The following is a 19,144-nucleotide window of genomic DNA, read 5'->3' as shown; positions in this document are numbered from 1 at the left end:
TCCGACAAAAAATAAGACGATCCAGCCGTCTGGTGACCACTTTCCCCTATAAGAACAATTGAATTATGTCTAACCAAACCTCCACGCCCTTGCGGCGCGTCAGCATCCTGGCTATCGACCGGGTTTTCGCTTCCACCCTCATGCAAGCCAAGGATTTCTTCCATCTGGCCAGCCTGCGCTACGGCAAACAACTGGGCCAAGGCCTGACCCCGGCGTTCGAAACCCGCCTGGTCAGCCCCGACGGTCAACCCGTATGCAGTTTCAGCGACGTGATCATGCCGGTGGACGGCCCACTGGAAGACACCGATATCATCATTCTCCCGGCGTTCTGGGACGACTTCGACACCCTGTGCCAGCGTTACCCGCAGATCTTGCCCTGGCTGCGCGCCCAGCACGCTCGCGGCGCGGTGCTCTGCGGCGAAGCCACCGGGGTGTTCTGGCTGGCGGAAGCCGGCTTGCTCGATGGCAAGGAAGCCACTACCTACTGGCGCTTCTTCAGCGCCTTCAATGAGCGCTTCCCCAAGGTCCAGCTCAATCAGGACAAGCACCTGACCGACGCCGACAACCTCTACTGCGCGGGCGGTACCACCTCGGCCTGCGACCTGTACATCTACCTGATCGAACGCTTCTGCGGTGCCAACGTGGCCCAGGCCGTGGCCCGGGACATTCTCTATGAGGTACAGCGCAGCTACGCCCCAGGGCGCATCGGCTTCGGCGGCCAGAAGCTGCATCAGGATGTGATCATCCTGCAGATCCAGCACTGGCTCGAAGAGCACTTCGCCGACAAGTTCCGCTTCGAGGACGTGGCCCGCGAGCACGGCATGAGCATTCGCAACTTCATGCGCCGTTTCCAGACCGCCACCGGCGACAAGCCCCTGCATTACCTGCAGCGCCTGCGCATCGAAACCGCCAAGGGCCTGCTCTCGGGAACGCGCAAGAGCATCAAGACCATCAGCTACGAAGTCGGCTACGACGACGCCAGTTTCTTCGCCCGACTGTTCCGCCAGCACACCGAACTTTCACCCAACCAGTACCGCCAACAGTTCCAGCAACAGGCGGCATAAAAAAAGGGCCTGCAATGCAGGCCCTTTTTCATCTGGCAACGCTTATGGCTTGTGCGCCCGCGACAGGAACTCGTGGGACTGCATCTCCAGCAGGCGGCTAAGGGTGCGCTGGAACTCGAACGTCAGGCGGCCACCGGTGTAGAGGTCCTTGAGTTCGACCTCGGCGGAAATGATCAGCTTGACGTTGCGGTCGTAGAACTCGTCGACCATGTTGATAAAGCGCCGGGCGATGTCGTCGGTGGTGACGCTCATCTGCTCCACGCCACTGAGCAACACGGCATGGAAGATCTTGCCCAGCTCGATGTAGTCGTTCTGGCTGCGCGGGCCGTCGCACAGCTCCCGGAAGTCGAACCAGGCCACATCATCGCAGGTACGCAATGCGCGGATCTCGCGGTTCTCGATGATCAACACATCGTTTTCCACCGCCTGGGTGCACTCCGGCGTCAACGCCCGGAAGCTCTTGCGCAAGCTTTCCTGTGCTTCTTCGTTCAATGGATAGTGGAACAGCTCCGCCTGCTCCAGGTGACGCAAGCGATAGTCGACACCGCTGTCGACGTTGACGATCTCGGTGTTCTGCTTGATCAGGGCAATCGCTGGCAGGAAGCGCGCGCGCTGCAAGCCATCCTTGTACAAGCCGTCGGGGACGATGTTCGAGGTGGCGACCAGGGTCACGCCATTCTTGAACAGCTCCTCCATGAGGGTGCCAAGAATCATCGCGTCAGTAATGTCAGACACGAAGAATTCGTCGAAGCAGATCACCCGCGCCTCTTGCGAGAAACGCTTGGCGATGATGGTCAACGGGTTCTTCTCACCGCCCAGGGTCTTCATTTCTTCGTGTACGCGCTTCATGAAACGGTGAAAGTGCGTGCGTACCTTTTCCTTGAACGGCAAGGCTTCGAAGAAGGTGTCCACCAGATAGGTCTTACCGCGCCCCACTCCGCCCCAGAAATACAGACCCTTGACCGGCGTCTGATCCTTCTTGCCAAAAAGCTTGCCGAGCAGGCCCGGCTTGTTTTGCTCGGCCGCGATCAGATCGTCATACAGGCGCTGCAGATGACGCACAGCCGTTTCCTGTGCCGCATCATGAAAGAAATCCGGGCGTTTCAGATCTGCTTGGTATCGTTCTAGGGGCGTCATAATTCGTTAGCAAGGCAACAAAAACGGGCCGTCACTTTAGCGACGGCCCTGGGGAATGGCAATCAGCCCTTGGTCGGGAAGATGCCGATTAGTCCTGCGCCGGGGTCAGAGCAATGCGCAGTGCATCTACAGCCGCGTCACGGGCGCTGGCATCGGCAAAGTCCGGGCTGTCCGCCACACAGGCGCCGTCCAGCCAGATACCGAATGCATTGCCCTCGGTCCGCAGATCCAGCTCCTGGCCCGATTGCAGTTGCTTGGTGACAGCACCTGCAGCCTTGCCATCAGCGAAATTGCGCGACAGCAGCAGTTGCTCGCCATCGGCCGACAGCAAACGGAAACGGAAGCTGCCGTCATCCTCGCGAAAGCTGATGAAACGCGCGGCCTTGGCGGCTTTTTTCTTGGTGGTGGCTGCCACCTGTACCTGGGCGGCGAAAGAGCGCAGGCCCACGGCTTCGCGCAGTTCGTTGAGGAACGGCGTGGCCACGGCACGGGCCTTGACGGCGCCGGCACGCAAGATGTCTTCCAGGTCCGAAGGGCGTGCGATCAGTTGGTGATAACGCTCGCGGGCTTCGCCCAGTTCGGCATCCAGCAATTGGAACAGGCGGTTCTTGGCTTCGCCCCAACCCAGGCCCTGAAGCAGCTCGCTGCGGAACTCGGCGGCTTGCGCAGGGGTGGAGAACGCCTGGTACAGGGTGAACAAATGAGAGTTGTCCGGATCCTTGGCCTCGCCTGGCGCCTTGGAGTCGGTGACGATCCGCGAGATCGCGTCCTTCATGTCCTTGGCGCTGGTGAACAGCGGGATGGTGTTGTCGTAACTCTTGGACATCTTGCGGCCATCGAGGCCTGGCAAGGTGGCAACGCTTTCCTCGATCAGCGCCTCGGGCATGGTGAAGAACTCCTTGCCCTGGCCGAACAGGTGGTTGAAACGCTGGCCAATGTCCCGGGCCATTTCCACGTGCTGGATCTGGTCGCGGCCCACCGGCACCTTGTGCGCGTTGAACATCAGGATGTCCGCCGCCATCAGTACCGGGTAGCTGTACAAGCCCATGGTGATGCCGGCGTCCGGGTCTTCACCGGCCTCGACATTCTTGTCCACCGAAGCCTTATAGGCATGGGCACGGTTGAGCAGCCCCTTGGCCGCCACGCAGGTCAACAGCCAGGTCAGCTCGGGGATCTCCGGGATGTCCGACTGGCGATAGAAAGTCACGCGCTCCACATCCAGGCCACCGGCCAACCAGGTGGCGGCGATTTCCTGGCGCGAACGCTGGATGCGCAGCGGGTCATCGCACTTGATCAGTGCGTGGTAGTCGGCCAGAAAGTAGAAGGAGTCGGCATTGCTGTCGCGGCTGGCGACGATCGCCGGGCGGATCGCACCGGCATAGTTGCCCAGGTGCGGAGTGCCGGTGGTGGTGATGCCGGTGAGGATACGCGTACGAGTAGTCATGGGTAATCGCTTATCAGACTGCTATCAATTCGAAAGTCGCGGCAGCACCAGATCTTTCAGATCGGTGAGCTTGCCATGAAAAAAGTGCCCGCATTCTGCCACTTTCAGCAGCTCATGGGGGCGAACAAGCGCGTCGGACCAGTCGTAGACCGCCTGAGGGTCGATGACCTCATCGGTTTCCGGCTGGATCAGGGTCAACGGGCAGTTCTGCGGCAGCAGGTCGCTATCACGCAGGCGGGTGACTGCCGGCGCCACCATGAACAAGTGCTTGAGCTGCGTGCCCTGGCCTTCCAGTCGCCCGCCAAGGCTGGCCGCGACAAAACCGCCAAAGGAGAACCCGAACAGGGTCAAGGGCAGTTGCGGATGCTGGGCCTGCAACCACTGGGCTGCCGCCTGGGCATCGTCGACTTCACCGCTGCCCATGTCGTGGCTGCCTTCACTGGCGCCCACGCCACGGTAGTTGAAGCGCAGGGTGCTCAGGCCGGCATCCCGCGCAGTGCGCTGCAGGGTGGATACCACCTTATTGAGCATGGTGCCGCCCTGCACCGGATTGGGGTGGCAGATCAGCGCCATCCCACGTGCATCGGGCACCTGCAGATACAGGGCTTCCAGTTGGCCCACCGGGCCGGCAATCACTACAGGGGTTTCACGCATAAGCAAGGAAGGAACTCCGTGACCTCGAAGGGGGTCGACTCGTCTAGCAAATGGTCTGTGCCAATCTATTGCGAGTGAATCGCGGTATACAGCGCAGGTTCGAGCCGTTAACGTAAAGCAAAGCCGTTTATAGAGGAAGGACTCGTGGAACACTCGCTCTTAGTTTGGTTGTTGCCGACTCTTGCCCTGGTCGCGGGTGTCGCCATTGGATTCCTGGTCGCTCGCCTGCTGCCCAATGCCGCGCCTAACCGCACGCAGCGTCAGTTGGATGATATTCAGGAACGTTTCGACAATTATCAGAATGAAGTGGTCACTCACTTCAACAGCACCGCAACCCTGGTCAAGAAACTGACCCAGAGTTACCAGGAAGTGCAGGATCACCTCGCCGAGGGCGCCAATCGCCTGGCATTGGACGAACTGACCCGCCAGCGCCTGCTGGCCGCCTTGCACTCGGAGTCGGTGCAGGCTCCACGTGAGCGCCTGACCCCTCCACGGGACCAGGAACCACCACGGGACTACGCGCCGAAGACGCCGAATGCCCCAGGCATGCTCGACGAACAATATGGCCTGAAGAAGTAATACGCCTCAGCCATTAAAAAAGCCCGCCCGATCTGCATCGGGCGGGCTTTTTTATGCCTGGGGTTCAGCCAGTCTGGTCAGGGATACTGCTGGTATTGCTGACCTTGCTGCTGATAGGGCTGCTGGTACTGCTGGTTCGGTTGCTGGTATTGCTGGCCCGGAATCGCCTTGAGGTTGACCTCGACCCGACGGTTCTGCGCACGGCCGTTGACATCGGCGTTGCTGGCGATCGGGTTGTCCGGACCGGCGCCACGAGCGGACAGGTTGGAACCGCTGACCCCCTGGGACGTCAGGTAGGTCGCTACGCTCTGGGCGCGACGCTGGGACAGATCCATGTTGTGCTGACGGCTGCCGGTGCTGTCGGTGTAGCCGACGATCTCGATCTGGTTCTGGTTGAACTCACGCAGGGAGTTGGCCAGGTTGTTCAGGGGCTGGTAGAAGCTGGGCGCGATATTCGCCGAGTCAGTGGCGAAGGTGATATTGCCCGGCATGATCAGCTTGATCTGATCACCCTGGCGCTGCACTTCGACCCCGGTATTGGCCATGCTGGCGCGCAGTTTTTTCTCCTGCTGGTCAGCGTAGTAGCCATAACCTGCCGCGGAAGCACCGACCACTGCAGCACCGATCAAGGCCCCCTTGCCACGGTTGTTGTGGTCGATGGCAGCACCAGCCAACGCACCGGCCAAGGCTCCCAGCCCACCGTACTTGGCGGTTTTACTCATGCCAGACGAGCCGCCGTCGGCCTGCCCCTGGTTGTCATAGGGGTTAGGCGAAGCGCAGCCGGACAACAAGGCCACAGCAGTAGCGACAACAATCAAACGACGTGAGGTGAACATGGAAAGCTCCTACATTTTGCATTCTGTGGTGCAGCGGACGTTGGCAATAGACCTTTGCCGGCGTTGGAACACGCAGAACGGCAAAAATTCCGTGAACCAACGGGCAAATAGTCAGGCTCGCACGAACGGGTTCTGACGCATCTCATCTCCCAGCCGGGTGTCTGGGCCGTGCCCGGCAACCACTGTGGCGTCTTCGTCGAGGGTATAGAGACGCTGCTTGATCGAACGCACCAGCGTGGCCTGGTCGCCACCCCACAAATCCGTGCGTCCGACCCCGCGCTTGAACAGCGTGTCGCCGGCAATCAGAAGCTTAGCCTCGGAAAACCAAAAGCTCATGGAACCTGGGGTATGCCCTGGAGTGTGCAAGGCCACGCCGCAACCGCAGGCCAGCTCTTCGTCATCACCCAGCCAGCGATCCGGGGACGGCACAGGGGTGTAGGGCACGCCGAACATGCTGCACTGCATCTCAAGGTTGTCCCAGAGAAACTGGTCGTCCTTGTGCAAGTGCAGGGTGGCGCCGGTCTTTTCCTTCATCTGCCCGGAGGCCAGGAAGTGATCCAGATGGGCATGGGTATGGATGATGCTCACCACCTTCAGGCCCAGTGCGTCCAGGCGCGCCATGATCAGGTCGGGGTTGCCGCCCGGATCGACGACTATGGCTTTCTTGGTCAGCGGGTCGCCAATGATGGTGCAGTTGCACTGCAGCGGGCCGACGGGGAAGGTTTCGCGGATGAGCGCGCTTTTTAAGGGTCTCATATAAAACTCTCTACAGAATCGAATTGCACCAGGCTTTTCATGCAAGAAAGAGAAGTCGCCCCGTGAAGGACTGCAAGCTCAATCGCCTCCCCACGCAGTGAGAAAAAACAAAGGCCATGAGACGAGCACCCAAAAACCCGAGCAAGCCTCTCGACACGGCAACAGTTCATCGGCAGCATCTCGAAACACTGGCACCTTGACCCAAACCATGCCAGGCGGGAAGCGCTACAGACTGGCATCAGGATGACTACCATACGTGATTCCAATGCCCCTCTGACTTGAAATCCCGAACAGGCCCGTCAACCAGCGGGCCGACTAAATACGTGACATGCCTAAGTGCGGATGAGCGGCTCGCAGGTTACAATGCGCAGCATGAAATCACGCTACTCATAACCTTAAAGTCGGAACTCCTTAGCGTAGCGCGACCTATTGCAATAATGAATATGATCACACAGCTACCAAAATGGCAGGCGTGTATATAGAGACTGTTGACTCAATGGCTACGTATCAACCAGACAGCTCTACCACTTGGTACCTGGTGCAATGCAAGCCACGACAAGACCTGCGAGCCGAAGAAAACCTGCGGCGCCAGGGCTTCCACTGCTACCGCCCCCAGCGCGGATGTGAACGCGTCGTCCAAGGGCGTCGACAAAGCGGTACTGAGTCCCTGTTCCCAGGTTATCTGTTTATCGCACTTGAGCATGACGCCAGCTGGGCACCGCTACGGTCGACACGAGGGGTGAATCGGCTAGTCGCCTTCAATGGGCAGCCATTGGCGGTGCCAGTAAGTTTGATAGAGAGTTTGCGACAGCGTGTAACAGACATGGATACATCGTTGCCGTACAAGGGAACAAGAGTTTGCATCACAGAAGGCTGCTTTGCCGATCTGGAAGCCATATTCGAAAGCAGCATTGGTGATGAGCGTGTTGTATTGCTGCTCACCCTGCTCAATCAGCAGCGGCGAATTGAACTCCCCCTATCCAGCATTCGCAAGATCTAGGCCCCTTCAGCCTGATATGGAGACCCTCCCATTGAGCTATAAGCGCCCACAGCAGGGCTGTAGCATCAGCGGGAGAACATTGCTAAGAATCGTTCTCAGGAATCGACGCCAAATCCTGGGGCGGTAGCGTGTCAAAATGCTAGTTCGAGCACACTGACACCGTTACAGGACGAACCAACCCGCGAGAGAGGCGGAGATGCCTTGACTCATGAATATCGACAACAACGTATAGGCAGGCTCCATCACCGAGAGGCGCCTACACAGACAACCTTCGACGCTCTGCTGGAAACTTTTATAACACTTGATAGTGTCACCTTAAAGTTCAGAAAAAACGTCGTAATTAAGAGCGATGTTTAAAGCATGCATACCATAACTTTATCCAATCACAAAAGCTTCGCTGCAGAGCAAGAAAAAAGCCTGCTCGACAATGGCAGGTCTCAAAATATTATCCTGGAATACAGCTGCCGAACTGGTCGATGTGGAATCTGCAAGGCCAAATTACTGAAAGGTACGACGACCATACTTCAGGAAGAGCTGGCTCTTACGGAAACCGACTCAACAGCTGGCTACATTCTAACTTGCTGTCGAGCCCCTTCAAGCGATATCGAGCTTGACATCGAGGACCTTGGCCAACTTGCAGACATCAAAATCAAAACTGTACCTTGCCGGGTCGACTCGATTGAGCTCATGAGCGAAGATATTGTTCGGGTATTACTAAGAACTCCGCCTGCTAGCACACTATTTTATCTTTCTGGACAGTATATCGACATTATCGGAAAGGAAGGAATACGCCGTAGTTATTCAATCGCCAATGCTCAGCGAGACGACGGAAAGCTTGAACTCCACATAAAGCGGGTTTACGAGGGGGTCATGAGCCAATACTGGTTTAACCAGGCCCAGGTAAATGACCTGCTACGACTGGAAGGCCCGTTGGGAACCTTCTGCCTGCGTAACTCCGCAGCAACCCACCTTGTATTCTTAGCTACAGGGACCGGCATAGCCCCCGTAAAAGCAATACTAGAGACTCTAGCACTAAACCCAGATCAACTGACTGGTAAATACGTTCATGTCTACTGGGGTGGAAGAACTGAATCAGATATTTATTGGCGTCCAGAGCTTCCCGGAATCGATATGGTCTTTACTCCCGTATTGTCGCGAGCGCCTATCCAATGGTCAGGACGTAGAGGCCATGTTCATAATGCTCTGATTGCAGATGCTATCGAACTGAACGAGGCCGTAGTCTATGCCTGTGGCTCCGAAGCGATGATTCACTCCGCGCATGACATATTGACGACAGCCGGCCTGCCTGTAAAAAATTTCTATTCCGATGCCTTTGTAAGCTCAAACTAATCCGGAGAAAGCATGAAAGCAGTTATTTTGGCCGGTGGCCTGGGAACTCGTTTAAGTGAAGAAACCAGTGTCCGTCCAAAGCCCATGGTGGAAATTGGTGGAAAACCAATTCTTTGGCACATCATGAAGATGTACTCATCTCATGGAATCAATGATTTCATCATTTGCTGTGGTTATAAGGGATATGTAATCAAGGAGTACTTCGCTAACTATTTTCTGCACATGTCAGACATCACCTTCAACATGCGTGACAACGCAATGGAAGTCCACGACAAACGGGCCGAGCCCTGGAATGTGACGCTTATTGATACAGGTGATGACTCCATGACTGGGGGGCGTCTGCGTCGAGTGGCTGATTACGTAAAAAATGAAGAATCGTTCTGCTTCACTTATGGCGACGGTGTCAGCGATCTGGACATCAGAGCATCAATTGACTTTCACAAAAGACATGGCAAGGCCGCCACCTTGACTGCAACCTTCCCCCCTGGTCGCTTCGGTGCCCTGGACATAAAAAAAGGCCAGGTTCTTAACTTCAAGGAAAAACCAAAGGGCGATGGAGCCATGATCAATGGTGGCTTCTTTATCCTGACCCCTAAAGTGCTCGACTACTTGACCGATGACAGCACCACTTGGGAACAAGAACCTCTTATGAGGCTTGCCGAAGAAGGCGAGCTGATGGCTTTCGAGCACCCCGGCTTTTGGCAACCCATGGATACTCTGCGGGACAAGCACTTGCTGGAAGAACTCTGGCAGTCGGGCCAGGCCCCATGGAAAAGTTGGGACTGAATATGAAGGCGACAGTTACTCCGGCCTTTTGGCAAGGCAAGAAAGTTTTCCTGACCGGTCATACAGGCTTCAAAGGCAGCTGGCTGGCGCTTTGGCTACAAAGCATGGGAGCACAAGTGCAAGGCTTTGCTTTGATGCCACCAACGACACCTGCACTGTTCGATGTGGCTAATGTTGTTAAAGGTATGCAATCTTGCATTGGTGACATTCGTGACTTGCAGGCTATCACCCACAGCATGGTGGGCTTCAATCCAGACGTGCTGATTCACATGGCAGCCCAACCACTGGTGCGCTTGTCTTATCGTAAACCCCTACAGACTTACGCCACCAATGTGATGGGCACCTTGCATGTTCTTGAAGCCGCCCGCCTTTGCCCAAACCTGCGTGCGATAGTCAACGTCACCACCGACAAGTGCTATGAGAACCGGGAGTGGGAATGGGGATACCGCGAAGATGAGCCCATGGGAGGACATGACCCGTATAGCAACAGCAAAGGCTGCGTGGAACTGATAACCGCCTCTTACCGTAATTCATTCTTCAACACCCCACACGCAGCAGCGCTGGCAAGTGCCCGAGCGGGAAACGTTATAGGCGGCGGCGATTGGGCAGAGGATCGTCTGATCCCCGACATCCTGCGAGCATTCGAGAAAGGTCAGCCTGTAACAGTACGCAATCCCCAGGCAACTCGTCCCTGGCAGCACGTACTTGAGCCTTTGAGTGGGTATCTGGTCCTCGCTGAGCATCTATGGAATAACGGGCACCAGTTTGCTCAGGGCTGGAACTTCGGCCCCAAGGATGAGGATGCTCGGCCAGTTGAGTGGATACTCAACTACATGGTCGATTCTTGGGGAGATGGCGCCCACTGGCAACTGGATCGCGACTCTCACCCCCATGAAGCAAACTACCTAAAGCTGGATATCTCCAAGGCGCGTGCTCGGCTGAATTGGGCTCCAACTTGGAACCTGGAAAAAACACTTTCACGTATCGTCCAATGGCACCGAGCCTTCTTAAGTGGCGCAGACATACAAGCTCAATGCCTCGACGAAATTCACGCATACATGTCAGCCATGCATGCCACCGGCAACTAAATAAATTTTTAAGCAGGAACGTTCATGACTCCCGATATGCTCCGTCAGGAAATCAGTAAGCTCGTTGAGCAGTACGCACAAGTCGCTTTGGCGAGCCAACCTTTCGTGGCAGGTGAAACTGTCATCCCCCCCTCGGGCAAAGTGATTGGCGCACGTGAATTACAACTGATGGTCGAAGCGTCTTTGGATGGCTGGTTGACTACTGGTCGCTTCAATGCCGAGTTTGAGAAGAAGCTGGCTGAGTTTCTCGGGGTGAAATTTCTTCTCTCAGTTAACTCAGGCTCCTCGGCGAATCTGGTTGCCTTCAGCACCCTGACCTCGCCAAAACTCGGGGAGCGCGCCATCAAGAAAGGCGATGAGGTGATCGGTGTTGCTGCGGGCTTTCCAACAACCGTTAATCCCATCGTCCAATTTGGCGCTATTCCGGTGTTCGTCGACGTCGACATGGCAACCCACAACATCAATGCCGAATTGATCGAGGCCGCGATCACGCCAAAAACCAAAGCGATCATGCTGGCCCACACCCTAGGCAACCCGTTTAATTTGGGCAAAGTCAAAGCGCTTTGCGAAAAGTACAACCTCTGGTTGATCGAAGACTGCTGCGATGCTTTAGGCGCAACCTATGACGGCAAACTGGTGGGCACCTTTGGCGACATCGCCACACTCAGCTTTTACCCCGCACACCACATCACCATGGGCGAAGGAGGTGCAGTATTTACCAACAACCCATTGCTGAAAGTAATTGCCGAATCATTTCGTGATTGGGGGCGTGATTGCTATTGCGCTCCTGGTTGCGATAACACTTGTGGTGATCGCTTTGGGCAGCAATACGGAAGCCTGCCTCAAGGTTACGATCACAAGTATGTGTATGCACACTTGGGCTATAACCTGAAAATTACTGACATGCAGGCAGCCTGCGGCCTAGCCCAGCTTGAGCGCGCTCAGGACTTCATCGATACCCGCAAGCGTAATTTCAAGCTACTCAAGGATCGTCTGGCCAGCCTGACAGAATTTTTGGAAATCGCTGAAGCTACACCAAACAGTGAACCTTCCTGGTTCGGTTTCCCAGTCACCCTCAAAGAGAGCAGCGGCGTTAAACGAGTAGACTTGCTCAAATTTCTTGACCAAAACAAGATTGGTACACGGCTGCTGTTTGCCGGTAACCTCACCCGCCAGCCCTACTTCCAAAATATTGAATACCGGGTCGTTGGCGAGTTAACAAATACAGATCGCACAATGAATCAAACTTTCTGGCTGGGTGTACAACCTGCGCTAGGCCAAGAACACTTTGAATTTGTTGGTGAAAAGCTGGAAGAGTTCTTCGGGATTGGTTTCTAAATTATGAAAGCCTCGGATGCAGTAGCAAAAATTCTTGCAGATAATAATGTTCTGTATGGGTTTGAGTTGATTGGTGGAATGATTACTCACCTAGTAGATAGTATTAATCTATTAGGTAAGACCAAGTTGGTTTCAATGCACCATGAACAAGGCGCCGCCTTTGCTGCATCTGCAGTATCTCGAGTAACCCACCACAAGACTCTGGGGTTAGCCCTTGCAACCAGCGGCCCTGGTGCGACCAACTTGATCACTGGCATTGCAGACTGCTGGCTTGATAGCCACCCCTGCATTTTCCTTACCGGCCAAGTCAACACTCACGAACTGAAAGGCGAAAAAGATATTCGTCAGCAGGGCTTCCAAGAGCTGGATAGTGTAGCGTTAGTCTCCAGCATCACCAAGTATGCCTACCAAGTTAAAAGCGCTGACGAACTCATACCTTGTTTGAGGAAAGCAATCCGGATTGCCAAGGAGGGGCGCCCTGGTCCGGTATTACTCGACATTCCAATGGATATACAGCGAGCAGATATCGACGAAGCTTTTCTGGGCTGTTCTATCGACGCGCCCCCTGAAAAAACTTCACCTTGTATAGAAATTAAAGAAATAGAGTTTATAAAAAATAAACTTCAGCATGCCAAAAGACCACTGCTGCTAATCGGTGGCGGCGCGGTAAATACACCGAGTTTTCAACGCTGGATAGAGCAAATTGATCACAAAGGAATCCCTTATATCGCCAGCTTGAAAGGCGCTGAAAAAATCAAGTCCAGCGATCTGTATCTGGGAATGCTAGGCGCTTACGGTACAAGGGCTGCCAATTATGCAGTACAAAACTGTGACCTCTTGCTGGTATTGGGAAGTCGGATGGATGTACGCCAGACTGGAGCGCAGTCAGGAGACTTCGCCAGGAACGCCGAAATCATCCAGATAGATCTGCAAGAGGGACAGTTAAATAATCGTGTGACTGCCCACTACTCATACCGCCTTGAGCTTGAAAACTACTTCTTCCAGTTTTGCCCGCGCCAGATACTTCCCAATGATAACTGGAGTTCTTGGAACTCCTTATTGAAAGAGAAATTCAGAACAACTTTTATTGATGAATACCTTGATTGGAGCATAAGCCCCTTCTCTCTATTCATGCTATTGAACGAATTGACAGCGGGCGTAGCGTTAGACTACATCTTGGATGTTGGAAATAACCAGATGTGGGCCGCACACACATTAAGACTCAATAGCAATCAAGCCATGCACCACTCTGGCGGCTTGGGCAGTATGGGTTTCGCGATACCGGCAGCAGTAGGTGCATGCTACGCAGGAAATAAACCTATCGTCGTGGTTACAGGTGATGGCGGTGCCCAACTCAATATTCAAGAACTTGATATTATAGCCAGAGATAACCTACCCATTCTGACAATCATCATGAACAACCAGTCGCTGGGTATGGTACGAGGATTCCAGGAGATTTACTTTGAGGGAAGAAACTCCTCTACCTATTGGAATGGGTACACCTCGCAGTTCAAGGAAATTGGCACTGCTTATCGAATCGAATCAAAGACCATAACTACTACACAAGCCTTTAGATCAGTAGTAAAAAGCTTTCTAGAATCACCACGCCCCATGCTATTGGAAATTTCAATGCCTGATGCCAGAGAGTGCCGACCAAGGCTTGAATATGGCAGCTTAATTGATCAACAACTGCCCAAGCACTGTGGATAGCATACAATGAACATCGCAATACTAGGTGCAAGTAGCCAAATAGCTAAAGATTTAATTATTTCATTCTCACAAAAAACCACTTCACACCTAAATCTTTTTGTGAGGAGTACTTCCAATGTCGACAACTCCATCTTAAAAATAGTTGAAAAAAAACAATATAATTTGCTGGAGTACTCCCATTTCAGCAACAACATGCATTTTGACGCTATCCTTAACTTTGTTGGTGTGGGCGATCCTGCTAAAGCAGCCAGCATAGGTGATAAGATCTTCGAGATCACAGAGTATTACGATGGGCTAGCAATTGGCTACATCAAGAATCACCCACTCTGTAAATATATCTTTCTAAGCAGCGGCGCAGTGTATGGCGGAACCTTCGAAAAGCCTGCCTGCATTAACTCCACGGCACAAATAAATATTAATCATATAAAAAAGACTGACTGGTATACAATTGCCAAACTCTATGCCGAGGCTAAGCATAGGGCTATGCCACATCACCAAATAATAGACGTTAGAGTATTTAACTACTTCAGCCACACCCTCGACATGCAATTGAGCTTCCTGATTACCGATCTAGTCAGAGCCACTCTAAACTCAAACGTATTCAAAACTTCAGCCCAAAATATTACTCGCGACTTCATAACTCCAGTAGATTTTTTTCAGCTTATTCAAAAAATAATCTTCAGCAACCATTTTTTCAATCAGGCTATTGACTGTTATACACAAGCTCCCATTGATAAATTTTCAATACTGGACGCATTTAGCAAGCGTCTTTCATTGACTTACACATTACAAGAAGATTTCCAGGGCATTAATGGTACAGGTTTAAAATTGAATTACTACTCGCTGAATAAAGCCCCAATCGAACTCATGTATACCCCTTCTCTCTCTTCCTTAGATGGAATTTTTTATGAGCTGGAAAAAATCCCAGGAATAAAATGAACTTCAAGAGCCTTTTCAATAAAGACTTTCGCCAAACGGCTGTGAATCAGATCTGGAGACTATTTTCCGGCCCATTACTCCTAATATTGTTGCCAATATATCTAAGTCCAGAAGCACAAGGCTACTGGTACACCTTCATAAGTTTAGCTGCCTTAGCGATCTTTGCAGACATGGGGTTTTCAGCAATATTACTATTGTTTTCCGCACATGAATTTGCACACCTTAAATTTGAGAGTGACAAAACAATATCTGGTGACGAACATCGCTTGACTCGCCTAGCGACACTTTTTCGCTTTTCAGTAAGATGGTCCTCGCTCATGGCTGTGACTATATTTCCAATAGTGCTGATTATTGGTTACTCAATTTTAAATGCTAAAGAGACAACAACTGACTGGAAACTCGCTTGGCTCATATATGGAGCAGCTTCAATTTTTGTATTCGTCAATAGCATGATCCTTTCATTTATCGAGGGGTGTAACTCGGTAGGTGATGTACAGAAAATACGCTTTCATATCAGTTTCGTAACATTTATAACGACACTCATTCTCCTAGTCAGCGGGGCAAGCCTCTATGCACTTTCACTCTCACTGTTAGTCGGAGCCTTGAGCGGAACAGCTATAATCCTATTTAATTACAAGCGAATGCTGCACCAGCTCCACCAACAGGCATCAAGCAAAAATCATCCCTGGATGCAAGAAACCTTGCCATTAATGTGGCGCTTTGCCGTAAGCTGGATCAGTGGGTATTTTATATTCTCCATATTCACCCCTTTGGCATTTCATTATTATGGCTCAGTTGAAGCAGGAAAAGTCGGTTTATCGTTAGCGGTCTGTACAGCTATTTTCAGCATAGCAAGTATATGGATTACAGTAATTACCCCAAGAATGAGTATTTACGTCGCACAAGAGGAGCAAAAAAAGCTCAACTCAGACTTTAAAAAACACACTTTTCTTGCCACCCTAACCTATATTTTAGGTGTACTTACTTTATACATAATGGCCTTCCTGTTAGAGAACCAACTACCCATTTTGAAACGTCTACTACCGATGTCGTCTTTCCTTATCATCGCGACTGCCTACTTTGCCCAACTCCTGATAAACTCCATGGCTACTTATATGCGAGCCCATAAACAGGAACCGCTGGTATTGGTTTCCATATTGAATGGCATTTATGTAACAAGCATCACATTAATCATTGCAGCCAACATGTCGTTCGAGTATCTATTCCTTGGATTCTTGTCAGCCTATATCGTGACCCTACCATGGGTATACATAATATTCAAAAACCACAAAAGGGCATCTCGTTGACTCCTACAACAACTTCAAAGCTTTCCATTGTTATACCGACTTACAACCGTGCAAACTTTCTTGAGCATCTACTCGAAAGCCATATGCCGATGCTAGAAAAACATCAAGTAAAAGTTTTTATCTCAGACAATGGCTCAACAGATGAAACATGTAAAATCATTGAACGCTTAAAAGAAAAACACCCATCTCTTTACTATCATCAAAACAAAGAAAACCTAGGCGCTGATTTAAATATCGAAACCGCATTAAAAATGCCAGAAACTGATTATATCTGGCTATTAGGCGACACCTATAATTTTTGTGAGGACGTACTCATTTACGTCCTAAAAAGTCTTGACAGCAATTATGATCATATCTTGCTAAATGTTGGAAATGAAGTAAAAACAGTAACCAGTCAAATCTACACTGACCAGAATAAATTACTCGACGATCTTTTTTGGCTAATGACATGTTTAAGCGTTCATATTTACAGCCGAAAAATAATCAACAACGCAAATTTTAAAAGATATAGAGGCTGTCACTTTCTCCAAACCGGCATACTCCTCGAATACATTGATCAAAATAAATTCAATATTTGCTGGTCATTAGAGCACTCCGTTGATCGAAAGCCAGAGATAAAGGGAGTCAAGAAAACCACGTGGAATGATAGATTCTTTGAAATCTGGATCGAATCAAGAGTAAATTTTGCACTATCACTCCCCCCTACTTACAAGCTTAGCTCTAAGATCAAAGGCGCCAGATCAGTTTCTGCCGAGTATAAAGCTTTAAGCCTCAAGCAGATTTTAGCGTTCAGAGCGAACTCAACTCTAAACTTTAGAACTGCAACCAAATACAAACATGCGTTGAGACTTTGCTGCTCACGTCCCAACCTTTTAATCTTACTTCTCTGCTCAATACTTCCAAGTATTTTTTTTTCGCCCATCAGATATCTTTATAGACTCAGAGCAAGACAAACTATAAAAACCCAGTAAACAGCGCCAATATTTTTTACTCACAATTAAAACACAAATATACTTATCAACTCCTCATGCAGCACAAGTACACTTCAAGAAAGTAAATTTTTACCCCCCTCAGAGACTAATAAATGGAATATTTATTTCTCATAGTTATCTACAACAGATCCCTTAAAGACTCACAAAGTATTTGCTCGCTGATCAAGTCGATCTCGACATTAGAAGGTTCAACTTTTATCATCTGGGACAATAGTCTTGAACCACAAGCAAAAAGTCAATTGGACTGGCTTAGCAGCGAACTGAAGAAAAACAACTTCATTTATAAACACACACCCGAAAACAAAAGCCTTTCAGAAATATACAATTCTTTTTTAACTTTAGCCCCTCAAAAGAAAGACTTTATCATTCTGCTGGATCACGACACTTCATTCGACCTACACCTATTCACGGCCCACAGGGAAGCCTTAAACGACTGCACAATTACTAACCTTTACCTTCCCATAGTAAAATTCAAAAATAAAATTGTCAGTCCTGGCAAACAGGTTTTTTTCAAAAGTCTCCCCTATAAAAACTTACACCCCGGACTAATGCCTTCACGACACAACACAGCGATCAACAGTGGAATGATTATTCGCTGGTCATACTTCACTGAAACTTTCAAGGGGTATGATAAACGACTTAAATTCTATGGAACTGATGATTACTTCATGATGCAATATCGAAAAACGAACAAGTCTTTCTATTTGCTTGACTACACCATCGAGCATGATCTCACCTGCGATCCAGAAGCTGATGATATTTACAAGTTTAGAAGCAGCTTTCAAGAGGCTCAAAAATCATTTCTAATTTTGCACAGCAATGGTCGGACACTTTCAATGGCAGGCCTTGTTGTTTTCATTCGACGCTTGAAACACACGATAAAATTTAAAATCAATTTTTTCAGCTAATTGACTTATAGTAAATTCACACTGATTTCTGCCAGCATCATCAGAATTATAGGAAATTTTATGAGACCTGATGTAAAAAACAAAGTTAAGGTCTTGACCTTTTTAGGTTATTATATTCCAGGCTACAAAGCTGGCGGACCAATACGTACATTAGCCAACATAGCAGATCATCTCAGTGAGCACTTCGAGTTCTGGATCATTACACGTGATCGCGATCAAGATGAATCTCTGGCATATGACTCAGTCTCCGTCAATACTTGGCAAAAAGTAGGTAATGCCAATGTCTACTACCTATCCCCCGATCGCTGTACTGTGCGAGGTATAGCTAGAGTAGTAGATTCAACACCTCATGATTTGGTCTACCTGAACAGTTTCTTCGACCCAAATTTTACGTTAAAGCCTTTATTAGGCTGGAAATTTCTAAAGTCGACTGACAAGCCGATCATCCTGGCACCCCGTGGGGAATTTTCAGAGGGGGCCTTAAGTATCAAGACCACCAAAAAAAACATTTATATACGCTTATGTTCTTGGATATATCGAGGAATTACTTTTCATGCCTCCAGCCAATATGAAAAAAATGACTCGTTACGCAACTTATCCTGGCTATTGGATAAAAATATTTTTGTAGCAATCGATCTTCCAACAAAACTCGACCAGACTCATCTACCTCCACCATTGCCGACAAATCCAGACACTTCCTCCCTACGAGTTATCTTTCTTTCTCGGATATGTCGAATGAAAAATCTGGATTATGCATTGGCAGTCTTGGCGCACGTAACAAAAAAAATCAAACTAGACATCTATGGACCAAAAGAAGATCCGGACTACTGGATGGAATGCGAGTCATATATTCGTCAATTGCCAGCCAATATTGAAGTGAGTTACTGTGGTAATGTAATGCCCGAAAATGTAAAAGACACCTTCGCGAGCTACGATCTTTTCTTTTTTCCCACTAAAGGAGAAAACTACGGTCATGTAGTTGCGGAATCAATAAGCGTAGGAACCCCAGTATTGCTGAGTGATCAAACACCTTGGCGAAACCTTGAGAAGGAGAACCTAGGCTGGGATCTTTCCTTGGATGATCCTCTACTTTTTGCAAAAACAATAGACAATTTCGCATCAACTCCAAAAGATGAACGACAATCTCAACGAGTATCCGTCTATAAAAAAGCTCTTGAAAAACTCTCTGACAGCACATCCGTCGAGTTGAATAAAGAACTATTCCTTTCTGTTCTCAAAAATAGGAAGGGCTGATA

18 protein-coding genes are annotated in these 19,144 nt (G+C 50.4%); 13 read left to right on the top strand and 5 right to left on the bottom strand.

The features are described 5' to 3' along the window. Nucleotides 1–164 precede the first annotated feature (164 nt). The gene (locus tag BM382_RS07695) at nt 165–1,064 is read left to right on the top strand and encodes a GlxA family transcriptional regulator (RefSeq protein ID WP_169892244.1); all 900 of its coding nucleotides are present in this window, start codon (nt 165–167) and stop codon (nt 1,062–1,064) included. A 42-nt stretch (nt 1,065–1,106) separates the two neighbouring features. Here the strand turns inward: BM382_RS07695 and zapE are convergent, their stop codons facing one another. The 3 genes from zapE to BM382_RS07680 all read right to left on the bottom strand — a co-directional run bounded on the left by zapE (nt 1,107) and on the right by BM382_RS07680 (nt 4,299). Beyond that, nucleotides 1,107–2,201: a cell division protein ZapE gene (gene zapE, locus BM382_RS07690; protein WP_019093692.1), complete on the bottom strand. Its 1,095-nt coding sequence runs from the start codon at nt 2,199–2,201 to the stop codon at nt 1,107–1,109. Nucleotides 2,202–2,289: 88 nt separating this feature from the next. After that, complete coding sequence (locus BM382_RS07685; protein WP_015636937.1) at nt 2,290–3,645, bottom strand: tryptophan--tRNA ligase; 1,356 nt, start codon at nt 3,643–3,645, stop codon at nt 2,290–2,292. A gap of 24 nt (nt 3,646–3,669) precedes the next feature. Then, a complete protein-coding gene (locus BM382_RS07680; protein WP_011063335.1) occupies nt 3,670–4,299 on the bottom strand; it encodes an alpha/beta hydrolase in 630 nt (209 codons plus the stop codon). A 144-nt stretch (nt 4,300–4,443) separates the two neighbouring features. Here BM382_RS07680 and BM382_RS07675 point away from each other — a divergent pair, with 144 nt between their 5' ends. Further along, complete coding sequence (locus BM382_RS07675; protein WP_011063336.1) at nt 4,444–4,878, top strand: Z-ring associated ZapG family protein; 435 nt, start codon at nt 4,444–4,446, stop codon at nt 4,876–4,878. Between the two features lie 77 nt (nt 4,879–4,955). Here the strand turns inward: BM382_RS07675 and BM382_RS07670 are convergent, their stop codons facing one another. Then, on the bottom strand, nt 4,956–5,714 hold the full coding sequence (locus BM382_RS07670; protein ID WP_011063337.1) for a YiaD family glycine zipper/OmpA-like lipoprotein: 759 nt from the start codon (nt 5,712–5,714) through the stop codon (nt 4,956–4,958). A 111-nt stretch (nt 5,715–5,825) separates the two neighbouring features. Next, nucleotides 5,826–6,470: an MBL fold metallo-hydrolase gene (locus tag BM382_RS07665; protein ID WP_072442537.1), complete on the bottom strand. Its 645-nt coding sequence runs from the start codon at nt 6,468–6,470 to the stop codon at nt 5,826–5,828. 463 nt (nt 6,471–6,933) lie between these two features. On the opposite strand from BM382_RS07665, the gene rfaH reads away from it, so the two are divergent. From rfaH to BM382_RS07610, 11 genes are all read left to right on the top strand, one after another. Next, entirely contained in the window at nt 6,934–7,470 is a 537-nt protein-coding gene (gene rfaH / locus BM382_RS07660) for a transcription/translation regulatory transformer protein RfaH (protein WP_308447954.1), read from the top strand. Nucleotides 7,471–7,830: 360 nt separating this feature from the next. After that, a complete protein-coding gene (locus BM382_RS07655) occupies nt 7,831–8,820 on the top strand; it encodes an FAD-binding oxidoreductase (protein WP_072442535.1) in 990 nt (329 codons plus the stop codon). 12 nt (nt 8,821–8,832) lie between these two features. Beyond that, nucleotides 8,833–9,606: a glucose-1-phosphate cytidylyltransferase gene (rfbF, locus tag BM382_RS07650; RefSeq protein ID WP_011063341.1), complete on the top strand. Its 774-nt coding sequence runs from the start codon at nt 8,833–8,835 to the stop codon at nt 9,604–9,606. 2 nt (nt 9,607–9,608) lie between these two features. Further along, on the top strand, nt 9,609–10,694 hold the full coding sequence (rfbG, locus tag BM382_RS07645) for a CDP-glucose 4,6-dehydratase (RefSeq protein WP_072442533.1): 1,086 nt from the start codon (nt 9,609–9,611) through the stop codon (nt 10,692–10,694). Between the two features lie 24 nt (nt 10,695–10,718). Next, nucleotides 10,719–12,032: a lipopolysaccharide biosynthesis protein RfbH gene (gene rfbH / locus BM382_RS07640; protein ID WP_011063343.1), complete on the top strand. Its 1,314-nt coding sequence runs from the start codon at nt 10,719–10,721 to the stop codon at nt 12,030–12,032. Nucleotides 12,033–12,035: 3 nt separating this feature from the next. Continuing rightward, a complete protein-coding gene (locus BM382_RS07635; protein ID WP_072442531.1) occupies nt 12,036–13,742 on the top strand; it encodes a thiamine pyrophosphate-binding protein in 1,707 nt (568 codons plus the stop codon). A 6-nt stretch (nt 13,743–13,748) separates the two neighbouring features. Then, entirely contained in the window at nt 13,749–14,681 is a 933-nt protein-coding gene (locus BM382_RS07630) for an NAD-dependent epimerase/dehydratase family protein (RefSeq protein WP_072442529.1), read from the top strand. Beyond that, nucleotides 14,678–15,988: a hypothetical protein gene (locus BM382_RS07625; RefSeq protein WP_072442527.1), complete on the top strand. Its 1,311-nt coding sequence runs from the start codon at nt 14,678–14,680 to the stop codon at nt 15,986–15,988. Before BM382_RS07630 ends, BM382_RS07625 begins: the two co-directional genes overlap by 4 nt. Beyond that, nucleotides 15,943–16,959: a glycosyltransferase family 2 protein gene (locus BM382_RS07620; RefSeq protein WP_239690405.1), complete on the top strand. Its 1,017-nt coding sequence runs from the start codon at nt 15,943–15,945 to the stop codon at nt 16,957–16,959. The genes BM382_RS07625 and BM382_RS07620 overlap by 46 nt, the downstream gene beginning before the upstream one ends. A 113-nt stretch (nt 16,960–17,072) precedes the next feature. Continuing rightward, the gene (locus BM382_RS07615; protein WP_019096020.1) at nt 17,073–17,888 is read left to right on the top strand and encodes a glycosyltransferase family protein; all 816 of its coding nucleotides are present in this window, start codon (nt 17,073–17,075) and stop codon (nt 17,886–17,888) included. A 60-nt stretch (nt 17,889–17,948) separates the two neighbouring features. After that, a complete protein-coding gene (locus BM382_RS07610; protein WP_072442526.1) occupies nt 17,949–19,142 on the top strand; it encodes a glycosyltransferase family 4 protein in 1,194 nt (397 codons plus the stop codon). The last annotated feature ends 2 nt before the right edge of the window (nt 19,143–19,144 follow it).

This window comes from Pseudomonas sp. NFPP25, from assembly GCF_900116505.1.
GTDB classification, from domain to species: Bacteria; Pseudomonadota; Gammaproteobacteria; order Pseudomonadales; family Pseudomonadaceae; genus Aquipseudomonas; species Aquipseudomonas protegens.
The sequence above is the reverse complement of the archived record's forward strand: the minus strand, read 5'-3'. Positions and strand labels throughout refer to the sequence as shown.

Bases quoted from the DNA above. Each gene is read 5' to 3' on its own strand.
- BM382_RS07610 (WP_072442526.1), top strand. From the start codon at position 17,949: ATGAGACCTGATGTAAAAAACAAAGTTAAGGTCTTGACCTTTTTAGGT.
- BM382_RS07670 (WP_011063337.1), bottom strand. From the start codon at position 5,714: ATGTTCACCTCACGTCGTTTGATTGTTGTCGCTACTGCTGTGGCCTTG.
- BM382_RS07630 (WP_072442529.1), top strand. From the start codon at position 13,749: ATGAACATCGCAATACTAGGTGCAAGTAGCCAAATAGCTAAAGATTTA.
- rfbG (WP_072442533.1), top strand. From the start codon at position 9,609: ATGAAGGCGACAGTTACTCCGGCCTTTTGGCAAGGCAAGAAAGTTTTC.
- BM382_RS07635 (WP_072442531.1), top strand. From the start codon at position 12,036: ATGAAAGCCTCGGATGCAGTAGCAAAAATTCTTGCAGATAATAATGTT.
- rfaH (WP_308447954.1), top strand. From the start codon at position 6,934: ATGGCAGGCGTGTATATAGAGACTGTTGACTCAATGGCTACGTATCAA.
- rfbF (WP_011063341.1), top strand. From the start codon at position 8,833: ATGAAAGCAGTTATTTTGGCCGGTGGCCTGGGAACTCGTTTAAGTGAA.
- BM382_RS07655 (WP_072442535.1), top strand. From the start codon at position 7,831: ATGCATACCATAACTTTATCCAATCACAAAAGCTTCGCTGCAGAGCAA.
- BM382_RS07620 (WP_239690405.1), top strand. From the start codon at position 15,943: ATGGGTATACATAATATTCAAAAACCACAAAAGGGCATCTCGTTGACT.
- BM382_RS07615 (WP_019096020.1), top strand. From the start codon at position 17,073: ATGGAATATTTATTTCTCATAGTTATCTACAACAGATCCCTTAAAGAC.
- BM382_RS07665 (WP_072442537.1), bottom strand. From the start codon at position 6,470: ATGAGACCCTTAAAAAGCGCGCTCATCCGCGAAACCTTCCCCGTCGGC.
- BM382_RS07680 (WP_011063335.1), bottom strand. From the start codon at position 4,299: ATGCGTGAAACCCCTGTAGTGATTGCCGGCCCGGTGGGCCAACTGGAA.
- BM382_RS07685 (WP_015636937.1), bottom strand. From the start codon at position 3,645: ATGACTACTCGTACGCGTATCCTCACCGGCATCACCACCACCGGCACT.
- zapE (WP_019093692.1), bottom strand. From the start codon at position 2,201: ATGACGCCCCTAGAACGATACCAAGCAGATCTGAAACGCCCGGATTTC.
- BM382_RS07625 (WP_072442527.1), top strand. From the start codon at position 14,678: ATGAACTTCAAGAGCCTTTTCAATAAAGACTTTCGCCAAACGGCTGTG.
- rfbH (WP_011063343.1), top strand. From the start codon at position 10,719: ATGACTCCCGATATGCTCCGTCAGGAAATCAGTAAGCTCGTTGAGCAG.